General features: G+C 65.1%; 20 protein-coding genes and 1 tRNA gene. 7 read left to right on the top strand and 14 right to left on the bottom strand.

Annotation, left to right across the window (positions count from 1 at the left end; genetic code table 11):
- Window positions 1-14: 14 nt before the first annotated feature.
- Together ribF and murJ are read right to left on the bottom strand one after the other, a co-directional pair.
- Window positions 15-953, bottom strand: a complete 939-nt coding sequence (gene ribF, locus ACAW63_RS09425) for a bifunctional riboflavin kinase/FAD synthetase (protein WP_371233237.1) — start codon at window positions 951-953, stop codon at window positions 15-17.
- Between the two features lie 106 nt (window positions 954-1,059).
- Window positions 1,060-2,598: a murein biosynthesis integral membrane protein MurJ gene (gene murJ, locus ACAW63_RS09420; RefSeq protein ID WP_371233235.1), complete on the bottom strand. Its 1,539-nt coding sequence runs from the start codon at window positions 2,596-2,598 to the stop codon at window positions 1,060-1,062.
- A 253-nt stretch (window positions 2,599-2,851) separates the two neighbouring features.
- Between murJ and rpsT the strand changes: the two genes are divergently transcribed.
- Entirely contained in the window at window positions 2,852-3,121 is a 270-nt protein-coding gene (gene rpsT, locus ACAW63_RS09415; protein ID WP_009617555.1) for a 30S ribosomal protein S20, read from the top strand.
- A gap of 130 nt (window positions 3,122-3,251) precedes the next feature.
- Here rpsT and ACAW63_RS09410 read toward each other — a convergent pair whose 3' ends face one another.
- The 5 genes from ACAW63_RS09410 to rplU all read right to left on the bottom strand — a co-directional run bounded on the left by ACAW63_RS09410 (window position 3,252) and on the right by rplU (window position 6,871).
- Window positions 3,252-3,707 (bottom strand): CreA family protein, encoded by a 456-nt coding sequence (locus tag ACAW63_RS09410; protein ID WP_370600719.1) that lies wholly within the window; start codon window positions 3,705-3,707, stop codon window positions 3,252-3,254.
- 12 nt (window positions 3,708-3,719) lie between these two features.
- Window positions 3,720-4,838: a glutamate 5-kinase gene (gene proB / locus ACAW63_RS09405; RefSeq protein WP_371233231.1), complete on the bottom strand. Its 1,119-nt coding sequence runs from the start codon at window positions 4,836-4,838 to the stop codon at window positions 3,720-3,722.
- Window positions 4,839-4,899: 61 nt separating this feature from the next.
- Entirely contained in the window at window positions 4,900-6,120 is a 1,221-nt protein-coding gene (cgtA, locus tag ACAW63_RS09400) for an Obg family GTPase CgtA (RefSeq protein WP_371233229.1), read from the bottom strand.
- A 159-nt stretch (window positions 6,121-6,279) separates the two neighbouring features.
- A complete protein-coding gene (gene rpmA, locus ACAW63_RS09395) occupies window positions 6,280-6,537 on the bottom strand; it encodes a 50S ribosomal protein L27 (protein ID WP_009617551.1) in 258 nt (85 codons plus the stop codon).
- Between the two features lie 22 nt (window positions 6,538-6,559).
- Window positions 6,560-6,871, bottom strand: a complete 312-nt coding sequence (gene rplU / locus ACAW63_RS09390) for a 50S ribosomal protein L21 (protein ID WP_017521623.1) — start codon at window positions 6,869-6,871, stop codon at window positions 6,560-6,562.
- Window positions 6,872-7,112: 241 nt separating this feature from the next.
- Between rplU and ACAW63_RS09385 the strand changes: the two genes are divergently transcribed.
- Both ACAW63_RS09385 and ACAW63_RS09380 read left to right on the top strand, forming a co-directional pair.
- Window positions 7,113-8,081 carry a polyprenyl synthetase family protein gene (locus tag ACAW63_RS09385; protein WP_371233226.1) on the top strand — a complete coding sequence of 323 codons (969 nt, stop codon included), beginning with the start codon at window positions 7,113-7,115 and terminating at the stop codon, window positions 8,079-8,081.
- A gap of 169 nt (window positions 8,082-8,250) precedes the next feature.
- On the top strand, window positions 8,251-8,475 hold the full coding sequence (locus ACAW63_RS09380; RefSeq protein ID WP_045217230.1) for a hypothetical protein: 225 nt from the start codon (window positions 8,251-8,253) through the stop codon (window positions 8,473-8,475).
- 141 nt (window positions 8,476-8,616) lie between these two features.
- On the opposite strand, the gene ACAW63_RS09375 is transcribed toward ACAW63_RS09380, so the two are convergent.
- The 6 genes from ACAW63_RS09375 to ACAW63_RS09350 all read right to left on the bottom strand — a co-directional run bounded on the left by ACAW63_RS09375 (window position 8,617) and on the right by ACAW63_RS09350 (window position 13,783).
- Window positions 8,617-9,234 (bottom strand): FKBP-type peptidyl-prolyl cis-trans isomerase, encoded by a 618-nt coding sequence (locus ACAW63_RS09375; protein ID WP_371233223.1) that lies wholly within the window; start codon window positions 9,232-9,234, stop codon window positions 8,617-8,619.
- 76 nt (window positions 9,235-9,310) lie between these two features.
- Window positions 9,311-9,607: a DUF6482 family protein gene (locus tag ACAW63_RS09370; protein WP_371233221.1), complete on the bottom strand. Its 297-nt coding sequence runs from the start codon at window positions 9,605-9,607 to the stop codon at window positions 9,311-9,313.
- Window positions 9,608-9,730: 123 nt separating this feature from the next.
- Window positions 9,731-10,225, bottom strand: a complete 495-nt coding sequence (locus ACAW63_RS09365; RefSeq protein WP_371233219.1) for a TIGR00645 family protein — start codon at window positions 10,223-10,225, stop codon at window positions 9,731-9,733.
- Window positions 10,226-10,378: 153 nt separating this feature from the next.
- On the bottom strand, window positions 10,379-10,720 hold the full coding sequence (locus ACAW63_RS09360; protein WP_371233217.1) for a hypothetical protein: 342 nt from the start codon (window positions 10,718-10,720) through the stop codon (window positions 10,379-10,381).
- A gap of 165 nt (window positions 10,721-10,885) precedes the next feature.
- Window positions 10,886-13,363, bottom strand: coding sequence for a Lon protease family protein (locus ACAW63_RS09355; protein WP_371233215.1), 2,478 nt, complete (start codon window positions 13,361-13,363; stop codon window positions 10,886-10,888).
- A gap of 96 nt (window positions 13,364-13,459) precedes the next feature.
- Complete coding sequence (locus tag ACAW63_RS09350; RefSeq protein ID WP_371233213.1) at window positions 13,460-13,783, bottom strand: TraR/DksA family transcriptional regulator; 324 nt, start codon at window positions 13,781-13,783, stop codon at window positions 13,460-13,462.
- A 221-nt stretch (window positions 13,784-14,004) separates the two neighbouring features.
- Between ACAW63_RS09350 and ACAW63_RS09345 the strand changes: the two genes are divergently transcribed.
- Window positions 14,005-14,493 (top strand): DUF3015 domain-containing protein, encoded by a 489-nt coding sequence (locus ACAW63_RS09345; RefSeq protein ID WP_275610226.1) that lies wholly within the window; start codon window positions 14,005-14,007, stop codon window positions 14,491-14,493.
- A 61-nt stretch (window positions 14,494-14,554) separates the two neighbouring features.
- Window positions 14,555-16,420, top strand: a complete 1,866-nt coding sequence (locus ACAW63_RS09340; RefSeq protein WP_371233211.1) for a DUF4105 domain-containing protein — start codon at window positions 14,555-14,557, stop codon at window positions 16,418-16,420.
- Window positions 16,421-16,433: 13 nt separating this feature from the next.
- Here the strand turns inward: ACAW63_RS09340 and rtcR are convergent, their stop codons facing one another.
- The gene (gene rtcR, locus ACAW63_RS09335) at window positions 16,434-18,035 is read right to left on the bottom strand and encodes an RNA repair transcriptional activator RtcR (RefSeq protein WP_371233209.1); all 1,602 of its coding nucleotides are present in this window, start codon (window positions 18,033-18,035) and stop codon (window positions 16,434-16,436) included.
- Between the two features lie 285 nt (window positions 18,036-18,320).
- Here rtcR and ACAW63_RS09330 point away from each other — a divergent pair.
- Window positions 18,321-18,393: transfer RNA gene (locus ACAW63_RS09330), tRNA-OTHER, on the top strand.
- 350 nt (window positions 18,394-18,743) lie between these two features.
- A complete protein-coding gene (locus ACAW63_RS09325) occupies window positions 18,744-19,889 on the top strand; it encodes a slipin family protein (RefSeq protein WP_371233207.1) in 1,146 nt (381 codons plus the stop codon).
- Window positions 19,890-19,902 lie beyond the last annotated feature (13 nt).

The following is a 19,902-nucleotide window of genomic DNA, read 5'->3' as shown; positions in this document are numbered from 1 at the left end:
CCTGTTCAGGATCTTCAATCAAGCGGTTGGCCCAGCCAATAGGCCCGGGCGGCGGCGATGTCGGCGAGGATGGCCGCCTTGAGTGCCTCCAGCGAGGCAAAACGCTGCTCATCACGCAGCTTCTGGTGGAAAGTGATGTCCAGATGCTGGCCGTAAAGGTCGCCAGCGAAATCCAGCAGATGCACTTCCAGGTGGGGCCGGCCGTCGCCATTCACAGACGGTCGGGTGCCGATGTTGGCAACCCCGTTGCAGCGCTGGCCAGCCACCATCGTGCTGACCAGGTAAACACCACTGAGCGGCGCCTTGCGGCGCTTGAGCTGGATGTTCGCGGTGGGCGAACCCAGTGTACGGCCCAGCTTCTGCCCGTGCAGCACGCGGCCGCTCAGACGATATGGACGACCCAGCAGGCGCTCGGCCATGTGCAGGTCGCCGTCGGCGAGGTCCTTGCGGATGCGCGAGCTGCTCACGCGCATGCCGTCGACTTCCACGGTGGTCGCGGCTTCGACGGTAAAGCCCTGCTCCGCGCTGGCGTTGACCAGGAAGGCGAAGTCGCCGGAACGGTCGCAGCCGAAGCGGAAATCGTCGCCCACTTCCAGATGGCGGACCCGCAGGCCCTCCACCAGCACCTGGCGGACGAACTCGGCCGCCGACAACTCGCGCAGACGGCGGTTGAAAGCCAGGCAGAGGACGAAATCGACGCCGTACTGGCGCAGCAGTTCGAGCTTCTCGCGCAGGCGGGTCAGGCGCACGGGAGCCGCATCCGGGGCGAAGTACTCGCGCGGCTGCGGCTCGAAGATCACCACGCAGCTGGGCACACCCAGCTCCAGCGAACGCTCGCGCAGACGCCCCAGGATCGCCTGGTGACCAAGGTGGACGCCGTCGAAGTTACCGATGGTGGCGACACAGCCCCCGGACAGGGGCCGCAGATTGTGAAGGCCTCGAAGCAGCTGCATAGCGCGCGTATTGCTCAGAAAGTGGTCGATTATACCCACACCCGTCGCCGCGCGACAGGCAAAATGCCGTCGCTGCAAACGGATGCCATGCTTTGCCCGGCGAAGGTTACAGCACCGCGCGGCGGGAAAAGTCCCGCAGGCGGAAGCCCAGGAGCGCGAGCATACCGAAATAGGCAATCACCCCGGCCACCACCAGCGCCCCCAGGCGCACCAGGCGAATCGGCATCCCGCCCTCGTCCCAGGCCGGCATGACGTACATCATGCCGATCAGCACGGCACACATCACCAGTACAGATACCACCAATTTGGCGATGAACTTGCCCCAGCCCGGCTGCGGATCGAACAGCTGGTGCTTGCGCAGCTGCCAGAACAGCAGCCCGGCGTTCAGGCACGCCGCCAGGCTGATCGCCAGGGCAAGGCCCGCGTGCTTGAGCGGGCCGATGAAGACCAGGTTCATCAACTGGGTGGAAACCAGGGTGAACAGCGCAATCTTCACCGGCGTCTTGATGTTCTGCCGCGCATAGAAGCCCGGCGCCAGCACCTTCACCAGGATGATACCGAGCAGACCGACGGCGTAGGCGATCAGCGCACGCTGGGTCATCAGGGCGTCATGGGCGCTGAACTTGCCGTACTGGAACAGCGCGACGGTCAGCGGCTCGGCAATCACCGCCAGCGCCAGGGAGCACGGCAGCACCAGCAGGAAGCACAGGCGCAGGCCCCAGTCCATCAGCCGCGAATATTCATGGCGATCATCGCTGGCGTAGGTCTTGGCCAGCGACGGCAGCAGGATGGTGCCCAGCGCCACCCCCAGCACGCCGGACGGCAGCTCCATCAGGCGGTCCGCGTAGTACATCCAGGACACCGACCCGGCGACCAGGAAGGAGGCGAAGATGGTGTTGATGATCAGCGAAATCTGGCTGACCGAGACCCCGAGGATCGCCGGCCCCATCTGCTTCATCACGCGCCACACGCCGGAATCGCGCAGGTTGATGCGCGGCAGCACCAGCATGCCGATCTTCTTCAGGTGCGGCAGCTGGTAGAGCAGCTGCGCCAGGCCTCCGGCCAGCACCGCCCAGCCCAGCGCCATGATCGGCGGATTGAAGTATGGCGTCAGGAACAGCGAGAACAGGATCATGCTGACGTTCAGCAGGGTCGGCACGAAGGCCGGCACCGAGAAGCGGTTCCAGGTATTGAGGATCGCCCCCGCCAGGGACGCCAGCGAGATCAGCAGGATATAAGGAAAGGTCACTCGCAGCAGCGCGCTGGTAAGCTCGAACTTCTCCGGCGAGTCGACGAAGCCGGGAGCCGTCACCCAGATCACCCAGGGCGCGGCGAGAATGCCCAGCGCGGTGACCAGCGCCAGAATCAGCGTCAGCAGGCCGGACACATAGGCAATGAAGGTACGGGTCGCCTCCTCGCCCTGCTGGGTCTTGTACTCCGCCAGGATCGGCACGAAAGCCTGGGAGAACGCGCCCTCGGCGAAGATCCTGCGCAGCAGGTTGGGCAGCTTGAAGGCGACGAAGAAGGCGTCGGTGGCCATGCCGGCGCCGAACATGCGCGCAACTATGGTGTCGCGCACGAAGCCGAGCACCCGCGAGATCATGGTCATCGAGCTGACCGCGGCCAGCGACTTGAGTAGGTTCATAGCGTCCAGAACTGGTAGAATGGCCGCCCCTGCCGGGCGCGGCACTGGCTCCGAGCGATCGCTCATCCGCCAGGCGAAGCGCAGCAGTGTAGGGCCGCGGGGCGAATAAATCACCCCATCCGCCGGACAGCGTGCGCCGGTCGCGCCGCTCGTCGGGGACTGTCAATGTCCTTGACAACCTCCAGATGCAACGGCATCATTCGCGGCCTTAATTTATTCGCAACATCCCAAGTTTTTCTCGAGGAGCTCGACGGTGGCCAACACACCTTCCGCCAAAAAACGCGCCAAACAGGCTGAGAAGCGTCGCAGCCACAACGCCAGCCTGCGTTCCATGGTTCGTACCTACATCAAGAACGTAGTCAAAGCAGTCGACGCCAAGGACCTGCCGAAGGCCCAGGCCGCTCTGGTTGCTGCTGTACCGGTCATCGACCGTATGGCTGACAAAGGCATCATCCACAAGAACAAGGCCGCTCGCCACAAGAGCCGCCTGAACGCCCACGTGAAGGCCCTGGCCACCGCGTAAGCGTTCCGTTCTTGAAAAACCGGCCCCAGGGCCGGTTTTTTATTGCCTGCAATTCACCTCTCAAACGAGTTACCCACAGGCAAAGCTTTCCTGCAGGCAAAAAGAAAGGGCGGTCACCCGCCCTTCTCGCTTACTTCGTCGGCCACGGCATGATCGGAATCGCCGTCACCGCATTCTGCGGACTGCCTTCGATCACCCGGTCGCTGTAGACCAGATAAACCAGCGCATTGCGCTTCTTGTCGAAGAATCGCACCACCTGCATGCTCTTGAACACCAGCGAAGTGCGCTGCTTGAAGACCTCCTCGCCGTCCTTGAGCTCACCGACGAAGCGGATCGGGCCGACCTGACGACAGGAGATCGACGCCTCGGCGCGATCCTCCGCCAGCCCCAGCCCACCCTTAACGCCGCCGGTCTTGGCGCGGGACAGATAGCAACTGACACCCTCGACCTTGGGATCGTCAAACGCCTCCACCAGGATCTTGTCGTTGGGACCAACCCACTTGAAGACCGTGGACACCTCGCCGATCTCCTCGGCACCCGCCAGCATCGGCAGCAGCATCAGCGCCGCCATCAATCCCTTGCGCATGGATTCCCCCCCTCAGACGAGCACCAGGTTGTCGCGGTGGACCAGCTCCGGACCATCCACATAACCGAGCAGGCTCTCGATGGCGTCGGTCGGCTGGCCGATGATCTTCTGCGCCTCGAGAGCGCTGTAGTTGGCCAGGCCGCGAGCGATCTCGCGCCCCTGCTGATCCACACAGACCACCATCTCGCCGCGACGGAAGCTGCCCTGCACGGTTTTCACACCAACCGGCAGCAGGCTCTTGTGATCATGGGCGACGGCCTTGACCGCACCATCATCCAGCACCAGCGTGCCGCGCATCTGCAGATGCCCCGCCAGCCACTGCTTGCGCGCCGCCTTGCGGCTCTGCTCGGGCGTCAGCAGGGTGCCCAGGCGCTCGCCGACACGCAGGCGATCCAGCACGCGCTCGATGCGCCCACCGACGATCACCGTATGCGCACCGGAACGCGCCGCCAGACGCGCTGCACGCAGCTTGGTCTGCATACCGCCACGCCCCAGCGCACCGGCACTGCCACCCGCTACCGCATCGAGCTGCGCATCATCGGCGCGCGCCTCGAAGATCAGCTGGGCATCGGGATTGTTGCGCGGATCGGCGTCGAACATGCCGTCGCGATCGGTCAGGATCACCAGCAGGTCGGCCTCGACCAGGTTGGCGACCAGCGCCGCCAGGGTATCGTTGTCGCCGAAGCGGATCTCATCGGTGACCACGGTGTCGTTCTCGTTGATCACCGGGATCACGCCGAGGTCGACCAGCGTGCGCAAGGTGTTGCGCGCGTTCAGGTAACGCTTGCGGTCCGAGAGGTCGTCATGGGTCAGCAGCACCTGGGCGGTCTGCAGGTTATGCACGCCAAAGCTGGACTCCCAGGCCTGCACCAGCCCCATCTGCCCCACCGCGGCGGCAGCCTGCAGCTCGTGCATGTCGCTAGGCCGGGAAACCCAACCCAGGCGACTCATGCCCGCCGCCACGGCGCCGGAAGACACCAGCACCAGCTCGACGCCCGCGCAATGCAGCGCGACCATCTGCTCGACCCAAACCGCCATGGCGTCGCGATCCAGACCGCGACCATCGGCGGTCAGCAACGCACTGCCAATCTTGACTACCCAGCGCTTGGCGCCGGTGACCTTCTCACGCATACCCTCAACCTTAGAAGTCAGGCTTCACACGTTTCATCCGGACCGGCCGGCGCCGCTCCGATCAAGGCACGTAGAAGATTTCCGGCCCATCGCCGTCGTCTTCGTCATCCTCGAAATCATCGTCATCCAGATCGTCGGCATTCTTCAGGCCGGCGCGACGCAGGGCACGAGCATCGTCCAGCGCCTGCAGACGGGCACGGGCCTCGTCCTCGATGCGCTGATCCAGCGCCGCCAGGGCTTCGCCGTAGGCCGGCTCTTCCTCGATGCGCAGGGTGCGCTCGTCCAGGTACTTCATGATGTCCTGGCTCAGGGCCTCGGTGCCTTCGCGCTCCAGGGCGGAGATCACGTAGACCGGACCTTCCCAGCCCAGACGCGCCACCACTTCCTGCTTGCGACGCTCCTGCTCCTCGGGCTCGAGGATCTGGTCCATCTTGTTCAGCACCAGCCAGCGGTCACGCTCGGTCAGCGCCGGGCTGAATTTCTCCAGCTCGTTGACGATGGTTTCCGCGGCATCGGCCGGGTCGCTCTCGTCCAGCGGCGCCATGTCGACGATATGCAGCAGCAGACGAGTGCGCGCCAGGTGCTTGAGGAAGCGGATGCCCAGGCCGGCGCCTTCGGCAGCGCCTTCGATCAGGCCCGGGATATCGGCGACCACGAAGCTCTTGAAGCGGCCGACGCTGACCACGCCCAGGTTCGGCACCAGGGTGGTGAAGGGGTAGTCGGCGACCTTCGGCTTGGCGGCGGACACCGCACGGATGAAGGTGCTCTTGCCGGCGTTAGGCAGGCCCAGCAGACCGACGTCCGCCAGCACCTTCAGCTCCAGCTTGAGGTCGCGGGCCTCGCCGGGCTTGCCCGGAGTGGTCTGGCGCGGCGCACGGTTGGTGCTGGACTTGAAGCGGGTGTTACCCAGGCCGTGCCAGCCACCCTGGGCAACCATGATGCGCTGACCGGCAGTGGTCAGGTCGCCGATGATTTCCTGGGTGTTGGCATCGATGATGGTGGTGCCGACCGGCACCGGCAGGACCAGATCGTCGCCCTTGGCGCCGGTGCAGTCCTTGCTGCCGCCGTTCTCGCCGCGCTGGGCGTCAAAACGGCGGGTATAGCGGTAGTCCACCAGGGTATTCAGGTTCTCGTCGGCCTCGAGGAACACCGAGCCGCCGTCACCACCGTCACCGCCGTTGGGACCGCCTTTCTCGATGAACTTCTCGCGGCGGAAGCTCATGAGGCCGTTGCCGCCGTCACCGGCTTTCACGTGGATGGATACTTCGTCGACGAATTTCATTGCGAACGCCTCCCGCAGCACCTGCGGGTTGAAAATAAGAAAAGGAGCATAGGATACAGCCAAGTCCGCGCAAACGCCCGAACCGACAGCACCTCGCCTGGAAACGCCAGAAACAAAAAAGCCCCGTCGCGAGACAGGGCTTTTTCAGTGAGAGCTCGCTTAGGCAGCGACGACGCTTACGTAGCGACGGCCAAAGGCGCCTTTCACTTCGAACTTGATCACGCCGTCGATTTTCGCGAACAGGGTGTGATCCTTGCCCATGCCAACGCCGTAGCCAGCGTGGAACTGGGTGCCGCGCTGACGCACGATGATGTTGCCTGCTTTCACAGCCTGGCTACCGAACAGCTTCACGCCAAGGCGTTTACTTTCGGAATCGCGACCGTTGCGGGTACTACCGCCAGCTTTTTTGTGTGCCATGAGTCAATCTCCTGAAAAGGAATTAGGCCTGGATGCCGGTGATCTTGATTTCAGTGAACCACTGGCGGTGGCCCTGACGCTTCATGTGGTGCTTGCGGCGGCGGAACTTGATGATGCGCACTTTGTCGTGACGACCGTGGGAAACCACTTCAGCGGTCACTTTCGCGCCTTCTACCACCGGCAGGCCGATCTTGACGTCATCGCCGTTGGCGACCAGCAGAACGCGATCCAGGTTGATCGCTTCGCCGGTGGCGACGTCGAGTTTCTCGACCTTGAGGAATTCGCCTTCGGTGACTTTGTATTGCTTGCCACCAGTAACAATTACTGCGTACATCTGGATGTCTCCGTTAGACCTGCTCACCCGACGCTTTATAGAAAGAGGAATCGGTCGGCATGGCTGCATGGGGCCGGAAAGGACGCCCGTGCAATTGCGTAAGGCAGGGTATGCCAGGGAAGTTCGGGGCCGCGATTGTACGCAAAGCCATGTCCCGGATCAAGCCTCACGGGGCCTTACCTTGACAGCCCTACCCCCGGCACCTAGCATGCCGCGCAATCTACGAGGAGCGCTGTCTTTGATGCAACCCCAGGCTTTCTATCGCGTGGTGGCGGACGACTTCACCGCCGTCGACGGCATTATCCGCCGCCAGCTCACTTCCCGCGTTCCCCTGGTGGAAAAGATCGGCGACTACATCATCTCCGCCGGCGGCAAGCGTCTGCGTCCGCTGCTGGTGCTGCTCTCGGGCAAGGCCCTGGGCTACTCGGGCGATGACCTGAAACTGCTGGCCGCCACCATCGAGTTCCTGCACACATCCACCCTGCTGCACGACGACGTGGTCGATGCCTCCGGCCTGCGCCGCGGCCGCGCCACCGCCAACGCCCAGTGGGGCAACGCGCCGAGCGTGCTGGTGGGCGACTTCCTCTACGCCCGCTCCTTCGAAATGATGGTCGAGCTGGGCTCCATGCCGGTGATGCGCATCATTTCCCAGGCCACCCGCGTGATCGCCGAAGGCGAAGTGCTGCAGCTGACCAAGGTGCGCGACGCCAGCACCACCGAAGAAACCTACATGGAAGTCATCCGCGGGAAGACCGCGATGCTCTTCGAAGCCTCGACCCACAGCGCCGCCGCGCTGGCCAACGCGCCGGCCGAGCAGTCCGAGGCGCTGCGCCTGTTCGGTGATGCCCTGGGCGTCGCCTTCCAGCTGGTCGACGACCTGCTCGACTATCGCGGCGACGCCACCACCCTGGGCAAGAACGTCGGCGACGATCTGGCCGAAGGCAAGCCCACCCTGCCGCTGATCGCCACCATGCGCGACGGCACTCCGGAACAGGCCGCGCTGGTGCGCAAGGCCATCCAGCAGGGCGGCAGCCAGGACCTGGAAGGCATCCGCGCCGCCGTCGAGGCCGCAGGCGCCCTGGACTACACCGCCAACCTGGCCCGCGAGTACGCCGCCCGCGCCATCGACTGCCTGAAGGTGCTGCCGGACAACGAATACCGCACCGCACTGATCGAGCTGGCCGAGTTCGCCGTCGCCCGCACACACTGATCCGCCGTTTCGCAAAAGCCCGCCCCGGTTCGCCGCGGCGGGCTTTTTGTTGCCCTTCCGTTGCCCCGGGGCAAGGGATCATCGTCCGCGCAGAAAAATCTTCGATTGGGACTTGCTATTGAGATAATAAGAATTATTCTCAATAAACGATTCACACGGAGGAACTGCCATGACCTACATGATCGACGCCTGGCTGGATCGCCCGCATCCCTATCTGCGCATCCTGCATCGGGATACCGGGGAAGTCTGCGCGGTACTGGAGGAAGAGGCGCTGGACGAGCTGCGCGAACAGGGCGGACTGGAGCTATCGGAGCTCAATACCAGCGAGCCGCTGGTGCTCAAGGAGCTGGTGCGCAACCTCTTCCTGTTCTGTTACGCCCGCGCGCTGCGCTGAAGGCGCTTGAGAGATTACGGCGGCGCCGGTTGCGTCGTCGGTGCTCCGCCGCCCGGGAGGCGGATGCACAAAGGGGCGCCGGAGCGCCCCTTTCTCCTGCGGAGTTGCCAGGGACGGCACTCCGCAGTGAGCCGCCCGATATCAGAGGATATCCAGCAGCTCGACGTCGAACACCAGCACGCTGTGCGGCGGGATGCTGCCGACAGCCTGGCCGCCATAGGCCAGCTCGCTCGGCACGTGCAGGCGCCACTTGCTGCCAGCATTCATCAGCTGCAGGGCCTCGACCCAACCGGCGATCACGCCGCCTACCGGGAACTCGGCCGGCTGGCCGCGCTCGTAGGAGCTGTCGAACACGGTGCCGTCAACCAGGGTGCCGTGGTAGTGGGTGCGTACGGTGTCTTCGCGGGACGGCTTGGCGCCTTCGCCTGCGACCAGCACTTCGTACTGCAGGCCGGACGGCAGGACGGTCACGCCCTCACGCTTGGCGTTGTCCACCAGGTACTCGCGGCCAACGGCGGCGGCGGCTTCGGCTTTCGCCTGGGCTTCGGCCTGCATGCGCTCGCGGATCACCTGGAAGCTGGCGGACAGGGCTTCGCCCGGCACACGGCTTTCCACGTTGGCGTAGGCGTCGGACAGGCCGGCCAGGATGGCGTCGAGGGTCATGCCCGGAACCGGGTTCTCGCGCAGCTGGTCGCCGAGCTGACGGCCGATGCCGTAGCTGACGCGGGCTTCGTCGGTGGAAAGGTTGAGTTCGCTCATGGCGGCGCTCCGCTGGGGGTTCAAAAAAGGGCCGCCAGCCTAGCACAGATGGTTCGCCGTCCCCACCGCCGCCGGCCTAGTGCAGCGGGATGGGCACGCCGTCGCCGATATCGCGCTCGTCCTGCATGCCGACCATCTCGTCATGCACCACCGCGTGCACCAGCCGGAACGGCACTATCGGCAAGGCACGCAGCAGCTCGCGGGCATGCTCGACGGAGCGCACGCTGAGCACGTGCCCCATCGCGTCCTGGACCGGATAGAAACGGCCGCCCATCCGCGCTTCCAGCACATAGATATCGCCTTCCAGCGACACCAGATTGATTTCGTCGATATCCCCGGCGAGCGAGCGGTTGGTCAGTTCCTCGAGGTTCATGGGGTACCTCCTGCACGTGGCGTCATGCAAAAAGTCTTGTACAGCTCCCCGTCACCGCAAGGCGGAAACGCAGCCGCCCGTCCGTTTCACAACGGCCGGGCGGCTGGAGGGGGACTTTCGGGATCAGTGGTCGTGGCGCGTGGCCTTGTCCAGGTAGCCCATGGCGAACGCGGACAGGACAAAAGTGAGGTGGATGATCACGTACCACATCAGCTTGTTGTCCGGGACGTTCTTGGCATCCATGAAGATGCGCAGCAGATGGATCGAGGAGATCGCCACGATGGAGGCGGCCACCTTGTTCTTCAGCGAACTGGCGTCCATCTTGCCCAACCAGCTGAGCTTCTCCTTGCTCTCGTCGATATCCAGCTGGGAAACGAAGTTCTCGTAGCCGGAGAACATCACCATCACCAGCAGGCCGCCAACCAGCGCCATGTCGATCAGCGACAGCAGCACCAGCACCAGGTCCGCCTCGGCGATGGTGAAGATGCTCGGCAGGATATGGAAGATTTCCTGGAAGAACTTGATGGTCAGGGCCAGCAGCGCCAGCGACAGGCCGATGTAGATCGGCGCCAGCAGCCAGCGGGCGGCATACAGGGAGTTTTCGACGAAGCGTTCCATGGCTCTCGAGGGGACTGTTCGGAAGGTGCGGAGTATAGCCGAAGGCAATTTCGGAGCCGTCCCGCATTTCTGTGGACAAATATGTCGGCTGCCCGGGATCGACAGGCGAACGTCAGGCACCACAAGCATCCGCTGCTCAGACGGTGTCCCGCATCAGGATTCGGGGCGGAACTGATAATTCCCGAGATTGCGGCTGCGCTCACCGTTCAGACGGCGCAGCTCAGCTTGCAGGTGCAACTGCCAGATCGGCGGATCGTACGCCTCGACATAGCCCTGCTGGGCCAGGCAGTCGGAAATCGCTTCGAGCACACCCTCGGCAACGAAGGGCCCGAAGAACGGGCCTTGTGCCTTGATGGCGGTGGGTTGTGCGCCGGCCATGCCGGCCGCGCACAACAAGGTCCAGAGTCCATTCTCTCCAGCCAACGGCCTGATCGCGCATTCGATTCGCGTGGTCAGCCCCAGACAGGGGCGGATAAGGCAGAGGTTACGCGGCATGGCGGCACCCTCGCGGCGGTCCTGAGTTCGAGACTACACCCAGGTTCCGACACGCGAAAGCGCCGTTTTATCCACGCCGGCTGTGGATAAGCATGTGAACTGCGCGGGGGCAGTAGCGCCGGAGCGCCGCCCCGCGCGGTGCGTCCCCGGCTGATCAGGTTCTGCTCAGTCGGCATCCTTCTTCTTGCGCGCCCGCTCCTTCTCCACCGGCGCCTTCGCCGCCTTGGCCTTCGCCACGGCCTCCTTGACCGGCTTTTCCTTCTCGTCCTCCTCCATACCCAGCTCGGAGATCTCCTTCAGGCGCTCGACGACGCGGGCATTCACACTGCCCTTCGGGAAGTTGCCCTTGGCATCCGGCGCACCGGCCGGCTGACCGACCAGCAGGCTCAACGCCTCGTCGGCCTGGCGAACGGCATAGATATGGAACTGGCCGTTGCGAACCGCCTGCAGCACACGTTCATCGAGCATCAGGGTACTGACGTTGGAGCGCGGGATGATCACCCCCTGCTCACCGGTCAGCCCACGGGCCTCGCAAAGACGGAAGAAGCCTTCGATCTTCTCGTTGACCCCGCCGACCGCCTGCACCTCGCCGAACTGGTTGATCGAGCCGGTAATGGCGAAGCACTGGCGCAGCGGCGTGCGCGACAGCGCGGAGATCAGCGTGCAGACCTCGCCCAGCGAGGCACTGTCGCCATCCACGTAGCCGTAGGACTGCTCCAGGGCGATGCTCGCGGAAATCTCCAGCGGGAATTCCTGCGCATAGCGGCTGCCCAGGTAGCCGGTCAGGATCATCACGCCCTTGGAGTGGATCGGCTGGCCGAGGCTCACCTCGCGCTCGATGTCGACGATGCCGCTGCCGCCGGGGTAGACGGTGGCGGAAATCCGCGCCGGCACGCCGAAGGCCGAGTCACCGACTTCCAGCACGGTCAGGCCGTTGCACTTGCCGACGGCGGCGCCTTCGGTATCGATCAGGATGATGCCGGCCAGCATGTCGTCGAGGATGCGTCCGGACACCCGCCCGGTGCGGGTCTCCTTGGCCTTCAGGGCGCGCTCGATATGGCCGAGGTCGGTCACCGTCTCATTCGCCAGCTGGCGGATGAAGTCCGCCTCGCTGACCAACTGGAACAGGTCGCTGATGCGCGCCGACAGGCGTCCCTGGTGCTCGGCCAGGCGCGCACTGTAGGTCGCCAGGCGGGCTACGGCGGCGCTGGTCAGCGGCGCCAGTCCCTCTTCCGAGGTGCGGGTTTTCAGCAGTTGGGCGAACTGTTCGAGGCTGTCCTCGCCCAGCGGGATGTCTTCGTCGAAGTCCACCAGGACGCGGAACATCTCCTGGAAGTCCGGATCGAGATCCTGCAGCGTGTAGTAGATCTGCCGCGAACCGATGATGATCACCTTGATGTTCAGCGGGATCACCTGCGGCGTCAGGCTCATGGCCGCCAGGCGGCCCAGTTCGGCCAGCGGCGACTCCATCTTCAGCTGGCGCGAATGCAGCGCACGCTTGAGCGCATCCCAGACGAACGGCTCGCTGAGCAGCTTCTCCGCTTCCAGCACCAGGAAGCCACCATTGGCGCGGTGCAGCGCGCCCGGACGCAGCTGGCGGTAGCTGGTGTACAGCGCGCCCTGGTCGGAGGCGTACTCGATGCGGCCGAACAGGTTGTCGTAGGTCGGGTGCGACTCGAAGATCACCGGCGCACCGCTGGTGGCATGGTGGCCGATCACCTGGTTGGGCGCGTACTGCTCCTGCAGACCCTGCTTGCGCTGCGGATCGGTGCGGTCGGAGTCCACCAGTTGATCAACCACGGTCTTCAGCAGGTTCAACTGCATCGCCTGCAGATAGGCGCTGACACCGGAGTTGTTGTTGTACTTCTCCACCAGCGGCGCCAGCAGTGGCTGCAGGGCCAGTGTGATGGTTTCCTCGTTGAGCTGGCGCAGCTGGTTGCTGGACTCGCGCTTCCACTGCGGCAGGCTGGCCAGTTCTTCGTTGAGGTGCTCTTCCAGTTCAGCGATGTCGGCGTGGAAGCGCTCGCGCTCCGCCTCGGGCAGTTGGGCGAACTCCGCTTCGTCCAGCGCCTTGCCATCGCTCATCGGGGTGAAGGCGATGTTCGCGCTGTCGCGGTACAGCGCCACGTCCTTCTCCAGCGCCAGGCGCTCGACGGTGTCGAGGGCCTTGTCGTAGCGCTGGTTGAAGGCGCGGTCGATGGCGCTCTTCTTCTGCTGGTAGGCCGGGTTCTCGAAGACCGAGGGGAAGGTGGCGAGCAGGTTGTCGATCAGGTGGTCGAGGTCGGCGCCGAAATCCGCCGCGCTACCCGGCGGCAGCTCGATGGCGCGCGGCTCGCGGGATTCATCGAAATTGTTGACGTAGACCCAGTCCGCCGGGGTCGGCAGACGCTTGCCTTCTGCCTTCAGGTAGCGCTGCACGAACGAGAAGCGACCGGTGCCCGGCTCGCCCATGACGAACACGTTGTACCCCGGACGCGGCATCGCCACGCCGAACTGCAAGGCCTCCACCGCGCGCTCCTGGCCGAGTACGCCAAGGAAGGGCTCCAGTTCGTCGGTGGTGGTGAAGGGAAATTGTTCGGGGAAGAAGGGACGGGTCAGTTCATCGGGCGCCAGGCGCAGGCCTGCTGCAACGGAATCGGGCATCGGAAATCCTTGCTTCGGGCGGCGCAAGGCCGCGGAGAGTTGTCCGCATTCTCGCGCCGCCCGCGCGCCACTGGCAAGGCAGTATTGGTGACAGTTTCAGTCCACCGCATCGGCGCAGCGCAGGCAGTGCTCCGCCGCCGGCAACGCCTGCAGCCGGCGCGCCTCGATGGGCTCTCCGCAGCGCGCGCAGAAGCCGTAGGTGCCGTCCGCCAGGCGCAGACGCGCCAGGCCGACCAGCCGCATGCCCGCCTCCGCTTCCGCCAGCAACGCCCGCAGGACGTCGTCATTCTGCCGCTGCTGGGCCTGCTCGGCGAAATCCGGCGAATGGGTCCGGCCGAGATCGCGACGGATCGCCTCGGCGCGCCGGGAATACTCCATCGCCAGTTGATCCAGGCGCGGACGCGGATCGAAATCGGCCATGGCGACCTCCTTGCAAGGGGAACTCCTTCCAGTGTGGCCCGTTCCAAGGCAACCGCCGCTGATGCCGATCAATAACCTGCCGGCAGGCGGCGGAAAGCCCGAATGCGCCGCACAGGAGCGCACCGGCTTCCTTGACACCCCGCGCTCATTCCTAAAAGCTTCAGGCGGCGCTGTTTGCTGTCAGCGACACCTGCCCGTATTCAAGAAAAGAGAGAAAAACGATGAAAAGGATTCTGATCGGTACCCTCCTCGCCACCGCCTCCCTGAGTGCTATGGCCGACGCTCCCGGTAGCGACGGCTGCGGCTGGGGCAACATGCTCTTCAAGGGCCAGCGCGGCACCGCCACTCACGTCCTGGCGGCCACCACCAACGGCACCAGCGGCAACAACACCTTCGGCATGACCACCGGCACCAACGGTTGCCACACCAACGGCGCACTGACCTACGGCGGCAAGCCGATGATCGTGCTCAGCAGCATGATGGACGAGCTGTCCGAAGACATGGCCAAGGGCAACGGCGAAGCCCTGACCACCTACGCCGTGGTCCTGGGCGTGCAGCCGCAGGATCGCGCGCACTTCGCCGAAGTGACCCACCAGCACTTCGCCCAGATCTTCAACAAGTCCGACGTCACCGCGGAAGACGTGTACGCCAACACCCAGGCTGTCCTGAAGCAGGACGCCCAACTGGCCAAGTACGCCGAACAGGCCTGACGGCCACGCGCGAGCCCACCGTCACGGTGGGCTCTCTTCTCCCCTTCCAGTAGCCCCCTCCATGCCCAAACGCCTGTTGCCCTGGATGGCGCTGTGCGCCTGCACCCCACTGTTCGCCGCACCACAGATCGCTCCGGAGCGCCTGCAAGCACTGGCCAGCGAACCCTACTGGCTCGCCCTGGGGCACTACGAACATGCCAGGCTGGGCGGCTGGCGCAGCTTCGTCGACGACCCGAAGTTCTTCCTCGCCGCCGACGGCGAGCAGCACCCCGATGCCGAACTGGCCGCGACCATGAAGGCGCTCTACGCCCCCGCCGAGCTCGGCGACAAGCACGCCCAGTGCGTCTACCCGGCGCGTACCCGCTGGCTGCGCCAGCAACTGCAGCTCGACGACCTGCCGTCCGTGGCCTGCCAGGAGTACAAGACCTGGTACACCGACATCAATCCGCACAGCGCGGTGCTGGTATTCCCGGCGGCCTACCTGAACAGCCCGTCCTCGATGTTCGGCCACACGCTGTTGCGCATCGACCAGGCCGACGTCGACTCCGACAACACAGCCCTGCTGAGCTATGCGCTGAACTTCGGCGCCTACATCGAGGGCATGGACAACAGCATCCTCTACGCCTGGAAGGGCCTGATGGGTGGCTACCCCGGGCTGTTCGCCCTGGTGCCGTACCGCGAGAAGCTCTCCGAGTACAGCCGCCTGGAGAACCGCGACCTCTGGGAATACCGGCTCAACCTGAACCCTGAAGAAACCGGGCGGATGGTCGAACACGTCTGGGAGCTCAAGCAGGTCCGCTTCAAGTACTACTTCTTCGACGAGAACTGCTCGTTCCGCCTGCTGGAGCTGCTGGAAATCGCCCGCCCCGGCACCGAACTCACCGACCAGTTCCCGCTCACCGCCATTCCCACCGACACCGTGCGCGCGGTGAAGAACGCCGGGATGATCGACCGCATCGACTACCGCCCCTCCCGCGAGCGCGAACTGCTCGCCCGCGGCGCGCCGCTGAGCCACGACGAGAAGGTCCTGGCACGCCAACTGGCGGACGATGACCGGCTGCTCGACAGCCCCGAATTCAAGGCCCTGCCCGCCGACCGCCAGGCGCTGGTGCAGGACACCGCCTTCCGCCTGGTGCGCTACCGCGCCACCGGCCAGGAACGCGACGCCTCTACTGCCTCGCGCAGCTACAACCTGCTCAAGGCGATCAACCAGAACCCGCCGCCAGCCCTGACCGTGGAGCGCCCCGGCCAGCCGGAAGACGGCCACGAGTCGCGCACCTGGCAGCTCGGCGCCGGCAGCCGCGACGGCGAAGCCTTCGCCCAGTACGGCCTGCGCATGGCCTACCACGACCTCGCCGACAACCAGTACGGCTTCCCCCTCGGCGCGCAGATCGAAATCGGCCAGATGAAGCTGCGCCAGTACGAGGGCAATCGCTGGCAATTGCAGCAACTGGACCTGGTCACCATCCGCTCGATGACGCCGCGCAACGAACTGCTCAAGCCGCTCTCCTGGCAGGTTTCCGGCGGCTGGGAACGGGTGCTCGGCAAGCACAGCGACGACGACCACGACACCCTGGCCGGCCATCTCAACGGCGGCGCCGGCGGCAGCTGGAAGCTCAGCGACGAGCTGCAGGCCTATGCCCTGGGCACCGCGCGGATCGAGAACAACCCGGACTTCGCCGCGACCATCGCTCCGGCGCTGGGCTTCGACACCGGCCTGCTGTGGAGCAACCCGCTGGGCAACCTGACCCTGGAAGCCAAGGGCGACTACTTCCACAACGGCGAAGTGCGCCGCAACGTGAGCTTCGGCCAGCAGGTGGAGCTGGGCCGCAACCTCGGCCTGCGCCTGTCGGCCCAGCGCGAGTTCAGCCAGCTGGCCACCCCGGTCAACGAGGTGATGCTGGAGCTGCGCTGGTACCACTACTGAGGCGCCACGCGTCTCAGTTCTTCAGTGCCGCCCAATCCAGGCCGAACCGGGCGAGGTACTTGCGCAGGCGGTCGGCGTCGTTGGGGTTCTGCTTCTCCTGGCGCGAAACGGCGAACAGCTGGCGCCCGGCGTCGGACAGGTTACGCGCCTGCCGGCACACGGCGATGACCGCTTCCAGTTGCAGGCGGTCGAACAGATCCAGCGCCTCGGCGCCTTCGCCCAGTAGCGCCTCCACACTGCCCTCCGACTGCGCGGCGCCCCAGAAGCGACGCAGACGGCCGATCTCCTCCTCCACCAGCGTCTCATCGATGCGCCCGCTGTCAGCCAGGGTCGCCATGCGTGTGATGGAGGCGGACAACTCGCGGAAGTTGCCGCTCCACAATGCCTGCGCTGAGTTGGCGAAAGCCAGGTAGCGCGTGCGCGCCTCGCGGTTGAAGCGCACCAGGCGACCCTGCTCGCGGGCGTGGCGCTCCAGCTCGAAATCGATGTTCGGCTCGATGTCTTCGCGGCGCCCGGCCAGGCCCGGCAGGTCGAAGGTCCAGAGGTTGATGCGGGCGAACAGGTCCTCACGGAACAATCCTTGGGCGACGCGCTCACGCAGGTCGCGGTGGGTGCCGGCGATCAACTGGAAGTCGCTGCCCACCTCGCGGTCCGAGCCCAGCGGAAAGAAGCGCTTCTCCTCGATGGCCTTGAGCAGCATGGCCTGCTCGTCCAGCCCCAGCTCGCCGATCTCGTCGAGGAACAGCATGCCGCCGTCGGCCGCGCGGAGCAGGCCTTCGCGGGCATTCTGCGCGCCGGTGAACGCCCCCTTGATGTGCCCGAACAGCGCGGACATGGCGCCATCGCCGCGCAGGGTCGCGCAGTTCACCTCGACGAAACGGCCCTGGAACTGGTGCCGGGCGCGCTTGAGTTCGTAGACGCGGCGAGCGAGGAAGGACTTGCCGGCGCCCGTCGGGCCGATCAGCAGCATTGGCGCGCGGGAGCGCCCGGCGACCCGCTCGATCTGCTCGATGGAACGGTTGAATGCGGCATTGCGCGTGGCGATACCGGACTTGAGGAAGGCCAGGCTCTCCTCCTGCTCGCGGCGGAAGCGCGTGGCAATGCGGTCGTAGCGCGACAGGTCGAGGTCGATCACCGCCACCGTCCCTTCCGGGTGCCGCGCCTCATCCTTGCGCCGCGACGGCGAGGCCTGCACCAGCCGCGCCGGCAGGTAGCGCGCCTCGGTCAGGAGGAACCAGCAGATCTGCGCCACGTGGGTCCCGGTGGTGATGTGCACCAGGTAATCCTCGTGCTCGGTGTCGAAGGCGTAGCTACCGACGAAGTCATGCAGCGCGCCGTAGACCTCCTCGAAATCCCAGGGGTTGCGCAGCGCCATGGGATGCAGGCGCACCTCGGTCTCCGGTGAAACGTGCCGGACGTCGTCGGCGATGCGTTCAGCCAGGCTCACATCCCGCGCATCCAGCCCATGGATCAGCTCCAGGCGGTCGATCAGCAGGTCCTGCTGCTGGCACAGACCAACGGTCGGCCGCCATTTCTGCCAGCGCGCCGCGCCCTTGCCGACCCGATCCAGGGTCGAGCCGAGGAAGCCAATGGCGACGGTTTTCTTCGCCTGCATCTTTTATCCCAAAAGATAAATACCGATCCAAAGATATCCATAAATCAGGAAAACCACCAAGTCGTAGCAGCATATTGAAACCCAGTAAAAATAATTAAATCGTTATCTATCAACAACTTGAATAAAAACTCAGGCAGGCCAGGAGAAACCTGGCACGCCCCTCGCTATATCCCTTTCGACCGCATCGCTGATGCAGCCCACGGGCAGGGACTCCAACTCCCGCCGGTGCCCGAGCCCACCCCTGGTGTCGGCTTCGCGCATGCCGCTGCAGCAGTCACGGTCAATGGCGCGGTAGCTCAGCCTGGTAGAGCACTCCCCTTGAAGGGAACCGTCGCAGGTTCGAATCCTGCCCGCGCCGTTCGATAGCTCAGTCCGGTAGAGCAGCCATCGAAGGAATGGCCTGTCGCGGGTTCGACTCCCGCTCGAACACTGCCCTGTTAAGGCAGCTACTCATGAATGCAACACCCCGCCGGTGCGGCAACGGGACATGCGCCAGCAGCCAGGATGGCTGAACAACGCAAGGGACCCGGAGCCACCGCCGGCCCGCCCGGTACGCGAATCGGGCTTGCGACAAGGCAGGTGCTGGCCGAAGGAATCGGCCGCCTGGACAGGACGCCCGCAGCGCCCGCCTCTCGCAGGCTCCATCCGCGCCACCCGGCGGGCCGGCGAGCACCGGCACCAGGACAAGAGAAAAGAAGGAAGAGAGCAATGAAACTGCTGAAGCGCTTTACCGTGAAGAAGAACGAACGCGGCCTGCTGTACTCCGAGGGCGACTTCCTGGCGATCCTCGAGCCGGGCATCCACCGCCACTTGGACCTGTACAACCGCCTGAGCGTGGAAACCTTCAGCCTGAACACCCCGCTGTTCGAGCACCGCCTGGCCGGTTACCTGCGCCAGTCCGAACCGGCGCTGGTCGAACGCTACTTCACCCGTATGGACCTGGCCGAGAACGAGGCAGGCCTGCGTTTCGAGGACGGCGTGCTGGCGGAAATCCTGCCGCCGGGCAGCCGCCGGCTGTACTGGAAGGGCCAGACCGAACAGCGCCTGGAGCGCATCGACCTGAGCCAGGACTACCGGCTGGCCGCCCCGCTGCTGGCCCAACTGAGCCAGCCGAACCTGCGCGGCCGAAGCCTCACCGGCCTGGACGCGGTGCTGATGGCGCAGGTACCGGCCTACCAGGTCGGCGTACTGAAGGTCGACGGCGCGGTCATCGAACTGCTGCCGGCGGGCCAGTACGGCTTCTGGCGCTACAACCGCCAGGTGAGCGTGGAGCTGATCGATACGCGCATCCAGGCGCTGGAAGTCAGCGGCCAGGAAATCCTCACCCGCGACAAGGTGAGCCTGCGCCTGAACCTGGCCGCCAACTGGCGCTACAGCGACGTGCTGACGGCGTACTCGCGCCTGTCCAAGCCGCTGGAGCACCTGTACCGCGAGCTGCAGTTCGGCCTGCGGGCGGCGGTGGGTACGCGTTCGCTGGATGAGCTGCTGGAGAACAAGCAGGTCATCGACGAGTCGGTCGGCGCCCACCTCGCCGAGCGGCTGGCGGGCACCGGCATCGAGGTCAGCGGCCTGGGCGTGCGCGACATCATCCTGCCGGGCGAGATGAAGGCGCTGCTGGCCCAGGTGGTGGAAGCGGAAAAGGCCGCACAGGCCAACGTGATCCGCCGCCGCGAGGAAACCTCGGCGACCCGCTCGCTGCTGAACACGGCCAAGGTGATGGAAGAAAACCCCACCGCCCTGCGCCTGAAGGAACTGGAAACCCTGGAACGGGTGGCCGAACGAATCGACCGCATCTCGGTATTCGGCGGCCTGGATCAGGTATTGAATGGACTGGTAACGCTGAAGCAGGCCTGAACAGGGCCTGCCC

It is taken from the genome of Pseudomonas sp. QE6 (assembly GCF_041379005.1).
Classification (GTDB): Bacteria; Pseudomonadota; Gammaproteobacteria; order Pseudomonadales; family Pseudomonadaceae; genus Pseudomonas.
The sequence above is the reverse complement of the archived record's forward strand: the minus strand, read 5'-3'. Positions and strand labels throughout refer to the sequence as shown.

Excerpts from the sequence above, each read along its gene's own strand:
- ribF (WP_371233237.1), bottom strand. The coding sequence starts at position 953 with ATGCAGCTGCTTCGAGGCCTTCACAATCTGCGGCCCCTGTCCGGGGGC.
- murJ (WP_371233235.1), bottom strand. The coding sequence starts at position 2,598 with ATGAACCTACTCAAGTCGCTGGCCGCGGTCAGCTCGATGACCATGATC.
- ACAW63_RS09410 (WP_370600719.1), bottom strand. The coding sequence starts at position 3,707 with ATGCGCAAGGGATTGATGGCGGCGCTGATGCTGCTGCCGATGCTGGCG.
- proB (WP_371233231.1), bottom strand. The coding sequence starts at position 4,838 with ATGCGTGAGAAGGTCACCGGCGCCAAGCGCTGGGTAGTCAAGATTGGC.
- cgtA (WP_371233229.1), bottom strand. The coding sequence starts at position 6,120 with ATGAAATTCGTCGACGAAGTATCCATCCACGTGAAAGCCGGTGACGGC.
- rpmA (WP_009617551.1), bottom strand. The coding sequence starts at position 6,537 with ATGGCACACAAAAAAGCTGGCGGTAGTACCCGCAACGGTCGCGATTCC.
- rplU (WP_017521623.1), bottom strand. The coding sequence starts at position 6,871 with ATGTACGCAGTAATTGTTACTGGTGGCAAGCAATACAAAGTCACCGAA.
- ACAW63_RS09385 (WP_371233226.1), top strand. The coding sequence starts at position 7,113 with ATGCAACCCCAGGCTTTCTATCGCGTGGTGGCGGACGACTTCACCGCC.
- ACAW63_RS09380 (WP_045217230.1), top strand. The coding sequence starts at position 8,251 with ATGACCTACATGATCGACGCCTGGCTGGATCGCCCGCATCCCTATCTG.
- ACAW63_RS09375 (WP_371233223.1), bottom strand. The coding sequence starts at position 9,234 with ATGAGCGAACTCAACCTTTCCACCGACGAAGCCCGCGTCAGCTACGGC.
- ACAW63_RS09370 (WP_371233221.1), bottom strand. The coding sequence starts at position 9,607 with ATGAACCTCGAGGAACTGACCAACCGCTCGCTCGCCGGGGATATCGAC.
- ACAW63_RS09365 (WP_371233219.1), bottom strand. The coding sequence starts at position 10,225 with ATGGAACGCTTCGTCGAAAACTCCCTGTATGCCGCCCGCTGGCTGCTG.
- ACAW63_RS09360 (WP_371233217.1), bottom strand. The coding sequence starts at position 10,720 with ATGCCGCGTAACCTCTGCCTTATCCGCCCCTGTCTGGGGCTGACCACG.
- ACAW63_RS09355 (WP_371233215.1), bottom strand. The coding sequence starts at position 13,363 with ATGCCCGATTCCGTTGCAGCAGGCCTGCGCCTGGCGCCCGATGAACTG.
- ACAW63_RS09350 (WP_371233213.1), bottom strand. The coding sequence starts at position 13,783 with ATGGCCGATTTCGATCCGCGTCCGCGCCTGGATCAACTGGCGATGGAG.
- ACAW63_RS09345 (WP_275610226.1), top strand. The coding sequence starts at position 14,005 with ATGAAAAGGATTCTGATCGGTACCCTCCTCGCCACCGCCTCCCTGAGT.
- ACAW63_RS09340 (WP_371233211.1), top strand. The coding sequence starts at position 14,555 with ATGCCCAAACGCCTGTTGCCCTGGATGGCGCTGTGCGCCTGCACCCCA.
- rtcR (WP_371233209.1), bottom strand. The coding sequence starts at position 18,035 with ATGCAGGCGAAGAAAACCGTCGCCATTGGCTTCCTCGGCTCGACCCTG.
- ACAW63_RS09325 (WP_371233207.1), top strand. The coding sequence starts at position 18,744 with ATGAAACTGCTGAAGCGCTTTACCGTGAAGAAGAACGAACGCGGCCTG.